Origin of the sequence: Cytobacillus kochii (assembly GCF_020171845.1) — a bacterium.
GTDB classification, from domain to species: domain Bacteria; phylum Bacillota; class Bacilli; order Bacillales; family Cytobacillaceae; genus Cytobacillus; species Cytobacillus kochii.
Map to the genome: position 1 here is coordinate 1 of NZ_JAIVAM010000028.1, position 8,432 is coordinate 8,432.

At 36.1% G+C, this 8,432-nt stretch carries 14 protein-coding genes; all 14 read right to left on the reverse strand.

The window, feature by feature from the left end:
• Positions 1 to 437, reverse strand: a 437-nt coding sequence (locus tag LCM23_RS25435) for a hypothetical protein (protein ID WP_224939323.1), incomplete at its 3' end; no start/stop codon positions are given.
• 39 nt (positions 438 to 476) lie between these two features.
• Positions 477 to 665, reverse strand: coding sequence for a phage tail assembly chaperone GT (gene gpGT / locus LCM23_RS25440; RefSeq protein WP_224939324.1), 189 nt, complete (start codon positions 663 to 665; stop codon positions 477 to 479).
• Positions 662 to 1,033: a phage tail assembly chaperone G gene (gene gpG, locus LCM23_RS25445; RefSeq protein ID WP_224939325.1), complete on the reverse strand. Its 372-nt coding sequence runs from the start codon at positions 1,031 to 1,033 to the stop codon at positions 662 to 664. The genes gpGT and gpG overlap by 4 nt, the downstream gene beginning before the upstream one ends.
• A 33-nt stretch (positions 1,034 to 1,066) precedes the next feature.
• Positions 1,067 to 1,261 (reverse strand): hypothetical protein, encoded by a 195-nt coding sequence (locus LCM23_RS25450; protein WP_224939326.1) that lies wholly within the window; start codon positions 1,259 to 1,261, stop codon positions 1,067 to 1,069.
• Positions 1,261 to 1,869, reverse strand: a complete 609-nt coding sequence (locus LCM23_RS25455) for a major tail protein (RefSeq protein WP_224939327.1) — start codon at positions 1,867 to 1,869, stop codon at positions 1,261 to 1,263. Before LCM23_RS25455 ends, LCM23_RS25450 begins: the two co-directional genes overlap by 1 nt.
• 15 nt (positions 1,870 to 1,884) lie before the next feature.
• Positions 1,885 to 2,265, reverse strand: a complete 381-nt coding sequence (locus LCM23_RS25460) for a DUF3168 domain-containing protein (protein ID WP_224939328.1) — start codon at positions 2,263 to 2,265, stop codon at positions 1,885 to 1,887.
• Entirely contained in the window at positions 2,266 to 2,658 is a 393-nt protein-coding gene (locus LCM23_RS25465) for a hypothetical protein (protein WP_224939329.1), read from the reverse strand.
• Entirely contained in the window at positions 2,655 to 3,008 is a 354-nt protein-coding gene (locus tag LCM23_RS25470; RefSeq protein WP_224939330.1) for a phage head closure protein, read from the reverse strand. The genes LCM23_RS25465 and LCM23_RS25470 overlap by 4 nt, the downstream gene beginning before the upstream one ends.
• The gene (locus LCM23_RS25475) at positions 2,995 to 3,288 is read right to left on the reverse strand and encodes a phage gp6-like head-tail connector protein (RefSeq protein WP_318247553.1); all 294 of its coding nucleotides are present in this window, start codon (positions 3,286 to 3,288) and stop codon (positions 2,995 to 2,997) included. The genes LCM23_RS25470 and LCM23_RS25475 overlap by 14 nt, the downstream gene beginning before the upstream one ends.
• 13 nt (positions 3,289 to 3,301) lie before the next feature.
• The gene (locus LCM23_RS25480; protein ID WP_224939331.1) at positions 3,302 to 4,453 is read right to left on the reverse strand and encodes a phage major capsid protein; all 1,152 of its coding nucleotides are present in this window, start codon (positions 4,451 to 4,453) and stop codon (positions 3,302 to 3,304) included.
• Between the two features lie 5 nt (positions 4,454 to 4,458).
• Entirely contained in the window at positions 4,459 to 5,175 is a 717-nt protein-coding gene (locus LCM23_RS25485) for a head maturation protease, ClpP-related (protein WP_224939332.1), read from the reverse strand.
• Positions 5,165 to 6,259, reverse strand: a complete 1,095-nt coding sequence (locus LCM23_RS25490) for a phage portal protein (protein WP_224939336.1) — start codon at positions 6,257 to 6,259, stop codon at positions 5,165 to 5,167. Before LCM23_RS25490 ends, LCM23_RS25485 begins: the two co-directional genes overlap by 11 nt.
• Before the next feature lie 64 nt (positions 6,260 to 6,323).
• Positions 6,324 to 8,024, reverse strand: a complete 1,701-nt coding sequence (locus tag LCM23_RS25495) for a terminase TerL endonuclease subunit (protein WP_224939333.1) — start codon at positions 8,022 to 8,024, stop codon at positions 6,324 to 6,326.
• A complete protein-coding gene (locus tag LCM23_RS25500) occupies positions 8,021 to 8,347 on the reverse strand; it encodes a hypothetical protein (protein WP_224939334.1) in 327 nt (108 codons plus the stop codon). Before LCM23_RS25500 ends, LCM23_RS25495 begins: the two co-directional genes overlap by 4 nt.
• Positions 8,348 to 8,432 lie beyond the last annotated feature (85 nt).

The window sequence follows — 8,432 nt, forward strand, 5'->3', positions numbered from 1 at the left end:
TTTCCAAAGTTGGTCAATCCCTCTCCTGCTCTAGTCCAACCTGAATTAGCAACTCGCTGTGCTTCTCTCAGTCGAGATAATTCATCTCTAGTTCTTTCGACATTTCTCTCAAGGTTATTTAAGGCTGCAACTTCATTGTTATATGCCCTTGCTGCTTTATCAGCTTGTACAGAACCTTCACCGTGTTCTCGAACCATTCGTTCATACTCTTGTTTGGCAGCTTTAGTGACTTCCTTCTGTACTTCTAGCTTCCTAGTTAAACCAGTTAACCGAGTTTCATAACTTGCTATAGACCTATCGCCACGATCAAATACTGATAGGTTAGCACGCATTTCACTATTCACATTTCGCAATTTATCTCTTAATCCCGTTAGCCCACGATTAAGTGCAGTAGTCTCTAAATCTAGTCCAATTGATAACCCTTCAATTCTCTCCATAGTTTACCTCCCCTCTATAGAAAGTAAAAAAAGAAAACCCTAACCTCCGAATGCGGCGATTAAGGATTTCTTTTGTTCTGGTTTATGTTTCTCTTTCAATACTTCAAGCATAAAATGAAAAGGCATATTCAAAATTTCATTAATATCCTTTCCATCCTTCATCAAATCAACGATTAACTTATCCATGTATTCTTTTTGCTTCTCAGGGGTAAAGTCCGCATCACTCAATTCTTCTTCTCCAGGAACTTTTTTGTTGATTCTGATTGCTGACCTTGAGCGATAAACAAGATCTGTTCTTGCAAAGTAGTAATTGCATCTGGAGCATGTAGTCCACTTTCCAATTCTTCGCGTGTGAATTGACCTTTGTAAATATCATTCACGGTGAATTCTATAAGTTTTTCAATTAATTCACGCTCACCAATTTCTTCCCCTTCTTTTGGTTTTTCAATTTGCGTTATTAAGTCTGCTGCTTGGTAAGTTACGCTCATAGGTACAAAGGCTGGCGTCCAATATTTCTTTGTTTCTACCTCTGCACCTGTTGCAGCCTCTTCTGGATTTGTTACTAATTCGATCATATTACGTTTTAAATTTGCCATTATAATTCCTCCCAAATTAAAAAGAGCAGGGATTTAATCCTGCTCTTTGATTAGTTGTTTACCGATATTATTTGATTTAGATGATAGTTCTTTGATTCTTGATGCACTTGGTTTCTTGCTTCCTGGTTTCGGAAAAACATCACCAGTAATATATATTTTTCCATTATCTTTCAAGTCCTTGAAATCATGAATAACAATATATTTCTTACCTTCCTGCTTTTTAGGCATTAGGCTCCCTCCGGTTCAGTCACATCAGTAGGGTAAGTTTTACCAAACACTTTAAGGAATAGTGCGTCACGCTTAGTTGTTTCTCCTTTTTTGTCATGAGCAAAAATAACTGATTTTTCATCACTAAAACCAGTTACTTCACGATCCATAAACTGAGCTGAAATTTCCTCACTAGAAAATTCAACCCCATCCTGTTTTGTCTGCCCCTCGATATTAGGACGAGTAAAAATTCCTTTTGGTAATCCCACATATTCACGTGATCCATCTTTGTAAGTTTTTGCAAAAACAACAGCTACATAAGGTGGATTGTCACTACTACCTATAGCAGTTAAACCTTCAACTACTTCTAACCCTAATAGTTTTTGTTTATCCTCTATTGGGATTTTATGAAAGTTTGATGTCACTGAAATCTCACCACTTGAAACAGCCATTTCAGCTGTCTTATTATCTCCCCACGCTCGTACGATTTCTTGAGCCATTTCAACATTGATGGTTTGTAAAAACTTAACACGCTCAATACTTTCTGCAACAATAGCATCATTGATAACACCATAGTAAAATTCATCTACACCTGTGGATGCTTGATAATCCTTTACAGTTTCCTCCATTTATATCACTCCTATTTATAAATTATTAAAATCTTCTCTATATAACTTTCCTCGGTATCTTCTGGCATCTCTAAAAATACCATCCTCGTATTCTTTTGGACCGCTAGATTGCGCAAAGTTTAACTTCCACATCACATCACGAATTTTGTCTGCGATTGTTTCAGTTAATATCCTGTTTTTTGACCATACATCTATCTGAAAAAGGCAATCATATGTTAGCCATTGATTATCTGCATAATCTTTAGGTAAAGGAGCATCTAGTGGAGCTATCACAATATAAGGCGCAGTGACATTTCCTGTTTCCGGATATTCATAGTATTTTATCCTTCCTGATGCTTGTTCTTTAATATAAGGGTCTGCAATCAGTTCATTGTATATCATCCCTAAAACATCCAATTACAGCCCCTCCCTTATTGCTTCTTTAATAGCATTGCGGTAAGCTGTTTCAGCATTTCTCATCGCTCTTGCAATAGCTCCCTTACCTCTTGGGTTTGGATTTTTAATTGTCCCCCATTCATTTAGATGGATGATACGATAACGCCCTTTTGGTCCACGCCAATGAATTTTAATTGTACGTGTACCAGCAATAGTCATAGGCTCTGATATAGTGATTTCTTCTATAGAGCCACCTTTGTCTCTAAATGATTCAAATTGTCTTTTTAACTCTTCAACAAAAACACGTGCTCCTCGCTTCAAAGCTTTGTCACTTATTCTTTGCATAGCTGTTCTTCCAAGTCGTCTCTCAATTTCAGCTAAAACTTGATTTTGTCCTCTCAGCCGAACACTCATTGTTTCAACTCCCCTACTATGGTAATAAACCCAGTGTTCTGGAAGTCAGGCTGAACCTCTTTAATGTTGTAATCAGTTCCATTCACATCAACATAATGTTTATTATTTGGTTGATAATCATCTTTTGGATTCCTGATTACAATAGTGATATCAGATAGGGTTCCATTTGACTTAGCAACCTCTAAGTCTTTCATCCAGACAGTATCAACTTCAGCCCATGTACTAAAAAGTAATTTATCTTTTGATTCTCCTGGCTCAGGACCATCATTAGGAACATATTGATAAAAAGTTACAGGAGTTCTTAAGTCTCCTGTACTTGCTCTTGGTGGCACATATTTAAACGGCTTCATTTTCCTCACCACCTATTAAAGCAAGTTCTATTCCAAAGCTTGTTAATTGTGAAAGAAAATTATCATCAAAGTATTCAAGAGCATCATTGTATACATACCTTGTACGTTCAAAAATAAGCTCTTTACCCCTTTTATTCTTTCCGATTTCAAAGACTCCACACTTGGCTTTAATATCCTCATAAGAAAAGGATAACAACCTTTTAAGATTGTCATCCTCACTTGAATGGGATATATGCATGCGTTGTTTAAATTCTTCTACTAACTCTGGAGTGATTTCCAATCACATCAGCCCCTTATGCTCCTTCTGGTCCTTCTGGTTCTACAACACCAAGGTCAAGGTTTAAATCATAGACTTGTGCGGCATAATTATCTTTTGGTTTACCTGTAGCATGTTGTTTAGCAATATACAGTTGAGCATCCTGCATTGCAAGTGTTTGATCAAATTTATTCACTTGCATTGCTCCTCCAATGGCAGCGAGATATTCACCCTTCACAAAGAACAACACCTTACCTTTTGGAACGAATACAGATTCAGTTTGGATTGGGTTAAATGGTAGATTTGTTACATAAACACCACTATCATTTTGAACTGTGGCATTAGCGCGAATACCAAATGTGTCAAAAGGGTTTGTAACCATGACCACTTTTCCAGATACGTTTCGCACTTTTTCAACATTGTCTTTACCTACCGGACGGATTGAAAGTTTCTCTACAACCTGTTTTAATTCATTGATTGTTGTGCGTCCTGGCTTAAATGTTAAGGTTCCCGCTGAAGTTTTTCCTTCAACAGCTCCATTAGCCAACTTCTCATAAAGTAGACCAATCGGTTGGCTTTGACCATTACCAGCAACATAACCGCGTTCTAATCCTACTGTCATCGCTTCTACAATCATTGTGCGAACATATCGTTCAATCCACACCGGACCAAGTTTTAACATGTCATTGTGGATTGGAATAAATGCAGTGAGTTTTAACTGGGTGATTGATTCTTTACGGAAGGTAGCATTTAACTGCCCTTGGATGTCACCAAATAAATCTCCCCATACAGCCGCGCCTTCTGGATCACTATAGATAAATTCAGTAACAGCACCCAAATTCTGAATACCCAAGTGTGAAAGTAATGGATGTGCGTCAACTAAATCCTCAAACACTCGTTCTTGAGTTGTTTTTGGTAAGGTATCAACAGATTTAAATCCGCCGTCCTCCACAACTGCATTAAAAAACTTCATTTCTTCGCTAGTGAGAACATTGGCACCACGAGATTGCATGATAGAACGATCAACCATATTTTCATTAACTTGATTCAGAATATCTGCTTGAACATCTTGTCCAAGAGCTTCAATCATTTCATTTAAAGCTGCAGATTGTTCTTCTGGTGTACCTGATTGTGTGGATTGTGCAAATGCTAATTTCTTTTCCTCAAAATTATTAAAACGAATTGGCATAATTATTATTCCCCTTTCAAATTTAAAAAGAGCGCGCTCAAGTTCTGCTTTTGTTGTGCAGGTACTTGTTCGGGCTCTTTTGGTTTCTGATTTTTTAATTGTTCAATTTCTTTTTTTAATTCATTAAAAATTTCTTCGTAATTTGGTGTCGGATCTGGCGAGTTACTTTGTTGCATTGTGATTTTATTATTAAATTCTTTTGCTTTGTTTTCGAAGATTTCAGATTCTACTTCTTCTACTTCAGCATCAATAATCTCATCAATTAAGCCGATTTCTAAGGCTTCCTGTGCAGTAAGATATGTTTCTTCATCCATTAACTTTTTCATCTTATCTGCATCTACTCGTTTAAGATAAGATTGCATTGCCGCTTGACTTACTTTTTCAAGATCATCTGCAGCCTTTCGTAATGCTTTGGCATTTCCATAAGCTAATGTCAGAGCGTTATGGACCATAATCATTGTATTGGCATGAGCCCTTAATTTGTCTGCTCCCATACAAATAACAGATGCTGCACTAGCTGCAATACCTGTAATCGTAATAGTGACATGCCCCTTATGATCCCTTAAAGTGTTACAAATATCAATTCCTAAAAAGGCATCTCCGCCATAAGAGTTGATAGAAATATCAATGTCCTCATCTTCTTTAATTGACTTCATTCGGTAATTAAAATCCCAAATGCTAGAGTTCCAAGATATAATATCACCTTTGATTTTATGCTTCATCTTTCTTCTCACCCCCTTCCAAAACTTCCGAATAGTTCTTAGTTATAACGTATTTGTTCATAATTGGATCATCTACCTCCTCACGACCTAGTTCATCTCTGAGTTCATTACCATTCATAATCCCTGATGATCTCAACTTATCTACTGCATTTGCTAGCTCAAATACACTTTGATATTGAACTTTTCTTATGTCGATACACTTACCATTTAGATATTCAGTCTTGGTAAAAAACTTCGCGTCCCCTTCATCCTTTATCTGTTTTAGTAAAGGACTGACGGTATAGAGCATATAGTTCTTAGTCTGTTTTTCTACATCTGCCATATCGCCATGAAGCAAACCTAAAGGAATTCCTATGGCCATAGCCACTTTATCTAAAAACCCGTCTGTGACCTTATTTACTTCTTCTACGCTTTGACTTGATGTTGACCCATTATTTTGTTCTTTGTATTCATGCCCCTTTTGCTGTGGGACAACCGCCACGTCTTTTTGATCGATAGCGCTATATAACTTATCGATAAATTGCTGAAGCTTTTCTTGATGTTCTTTACTCTTAGAAGCAACCAAATCCATGTCCACCGTTGCCCTAATCTGCCCTTTCCGTTTTTGGAAGTTTAATATTTTTCCAAATAAATCCCCGTAATCAGCAAATAAACCATTAATCAAAGGTGATAGTCTTTCATTTTTATATCTTAAGTGGATTACTTCATTTTGCCTAAAGCTTCGCTTAAATTCATAATTTTTAACTACTACATTTGTAAATGTATCCTCCATTACCGCATACTCGTTATGTTGAAAATCATCCGCAATTAATAAATCTCCATCATCAGCTTGGATAATTAAACATTCATTGTCATACACCAACTTGTGGACGAATGTTCTCCAAAAGGTACTTGCAGTCATATTTTTATTTGGACGAACATTCAAATGGTAGTATAGATCATCTTTTATAAATTTCTTACCGTTTTTGACCCTGAATTCTGATTGACTAATTGTTCGCGCAAGAAAGGATACACATGTATCAACCGCAATTTTTTTTAAGTAAACTCTTTGCGATTGATCCTCAAATAAATCTAAATCAAACATAATTTCCAATTCTTTATTCCGTTTAATGACACCGTCTAACCACCCCAAATTATCACCTCCTTAACTAGAATTTTATATCTGAAAGGAAAAAGTCTGTTTCCTCCTGCAAATCTCTTGAAGCCCAAACTCCGTATAAAAACATCATAAAACCATCAGTCTTACGTTTAACTTCTTCCTTCTTGCGATACACCTTATTCCCATTAGGTAGTCTCTTAACAAGCACATTATTTGTGTACCATCGCATAAGTGGGTTATCGCCAAATATGACTTGTTCATTTTCAAAAGCTATTTCTATCCTTGGGGCTAATAGACCACTTGCAGCATCCGGATTACGTATAACCTCAACTTCAAATCCTTCAGCTTGAAATAAAGGTTTAAGAATATCCATCTTGAAGCTATCACCTATGATTTTCTTTATGTTCCAACCTTCATCTCGTTTTATTGCAAACCACTTAACTATTAAATGAGGATCCATAGTTTCAATATCTAAGACAGTCAAAAGACCATCTTCTTCCCACTCTTTAATTGGAGCGAATTTCCGATGGTCTTTCTTATTATTGTTTTCAGCTTTATTCTTACTATAGGCATAATGTTTATCAGCAAAAGGCTTGCAAATAAATGAATGCGTTAATTCTTTAGGTATAAAGTATTTATCATTTTTCAAAAACAATAATCCCGCTGAAACGAAGTCACGAACAGATGCATAATCTAAACAACCTATACATTCACGGCTCTTTAACTCATCTAAATCATATGATTGATCAGTTGCCTTTATCTTCTTCCAAGATGTTACACTTTTTTCTAAGTCAACTTTCGGTAAATTCATTCGTTTTGTAATGAATTCCTCATAACCGTCGGGATCGTGTTCCAATTTGTTATATTGTTTTTTCACTGTTTTAAATAGCGTTTGGGCATAATCAGATAATGGTGGGTGAAATTGTGAATTTGCCTTTTGCCATACTTCAGGATTATGCATTTCTTCCTCACTATCTAAACAACACATGAATGGAAAAAGACCATCATCCCTAATACTTACAGAACCATCAAGTATACTATCTGCTCGTTCTAAAAGTTTGTCCAAAAAGCCTTCCCGAACATAACCGTCAGATCCAACATAAAAGACCCTTGGATGTTTTACTTTTCCTAGTCCTGATGTAAATACATTGATTACTGAAGAATCTTCATATCGATGAATTTCTTCAAAAATAACACAACCATCCCGCAAGCCATCTTTTGTACCTGCATTTGATGTGTGATATTGAAATAATGATTTTGTATCATACGATTCGATAAGCGCTTTTTTATGGTCAAAGAAATCTTTCAGCACATCAATTTTATCAATCGTATTATAAACTTCTGTAAATGACATTTTAGCTTGCTTTTCACTGTTTGCTACAACTGACACATTATAATTATCTATCCCATGCAGCTCGCTAATGAAATAATTAGCAAGCGTAGAAATACGCCCAGTCTTACCACCACCACGCCCTTCATAATCAAGATGTTCATCAAATACTAAAGAACCGTCTTTGTAATATAAGAAAATAAAACACGTTTTAAATTTCTGGGTAAGTGTAAGTGGAAAATAATACTTCTCAGTAAACGCAATGTAATTTTCAATTTGTTCAACATCAAAATACATATCATCGGCTGTAAGTATGTCACGTTCAATCAATTCAAGTAATTTTATGCGCCTCTTATTCAAAATGATTTCGCCATCACGCCACTGACGAATGTATTCTTCAACATAGCTATAACTAATCAAATTAAACTACCACGCTTCTGGTTGCCTTCCACAGTTGTTGAAGAGGCAGGAGGAGGTGTCGTTTTTAATTTGAATTTTATCGATTTCTCAAGCGCAATCTTTTGAGCGTTAATTTTCATCTTCTCATTCATACTAGGATGACTCTTTATAAATTTTTGCGAACCATTTTCGATGGTGATACTTACTCCATCACGATCAATCACTTTATCACATTCAGCATCCAATTCATGCAATCGAATTAAATCATTTACTTTTTTCACTTCCAGTAAATCATCAGTATCAATACGTGCTAATAACTGTTTTTTTAATTTATCAAAATCCATACTACCCCTCCCCCCACCGCCCCTAATGTGAAGGACTTATTTTTTAAATATTTTCAGAGAGTTGACCCCCCTCCCCGGTGCCCCA